This is a genomic window from uncultured Pseudokineococcus sp. (assembly GCF_947495735.1).
Classification (GTDB): Bacteria; Actinomycetota; Actinomycetes; order Actinomycetales; family Quadrisphaeraceae; genus Pseudokineococcus.
Genome location: NZ_CANMAA010000045.1, coordinates 1 through 628, shown reverse-complemented (window position 1 = coordinate 628; position 628 = coordinate 1). Strand labels below are relative to the sequence as shown.

Below are 628 nucleotides of genomic sequence, written 5' to 3'. Positions count from 1 at the left end.
GGCCAGACGCACGTGCTGCAGGCCGGGTCGGTCCTGGTCCGCGCGTTCTGCGGCGTGCAGGAGCATCTGGATGCTGGACAGACCCTGGGCGAGGGTGTCGTGGATCTCGCGCGCCAGGCGTGCCCGTTCGGTGAGGACTCCTTGCTCGCGCTCGGTCGCGGCCAGCTGGTCGCGGGTGGTGACGAGCTCGGTGAGCAGGGCCTCACGCTCGGCGGCCTCCCGGGCCAGGGCCTGGTAGCCCAGGCCGATCAGCAGGGCGACGCCGGCGGCGACGACCGGGCCGACGACCCCGGCGACGGTGAAGCGCTCGTGCAGCCCGAGGGCGACCACGGCGACCGCGGTCGCCGCGAGCACGGCCAGCGGCCCGGTGGGGCGGGGCAGCACGTGCAGGTAGAGGAAGAACAACGGGAAGACCAGGTAGGCCGCCTCGGGGACGCGGGCGACCAGGGCGACCCACAGCAGGCTCAGGGCCAGCACCCACACCGCCGCCGCTGATGCTGGTGCTCGTCGTCGCGGGCCGACCGCCGCGACCCGGCCGCCGAGCACGTACGTCAGGGCGAAGACCGCGCACAGGGCGAGGGGCAGCGCGCGAGGCGGGCCGCCGAGGGCGACGTTGACCACGACCAGG

The 628-nt window shown here is 75.2% G+C and carries 1 protein-coding gene; it reads right to left on the bottom strand.

From position 1 onward, the window contains the following. Positions 1 to 627: histidine kinase (locus Q0848_RS18910; protein ID WP_366146683.1), on the bottom strand; the 627-nt coding region annotated here is incomplete at its 3' end. Position 628 lies beyond the last annotated feature (1 nt).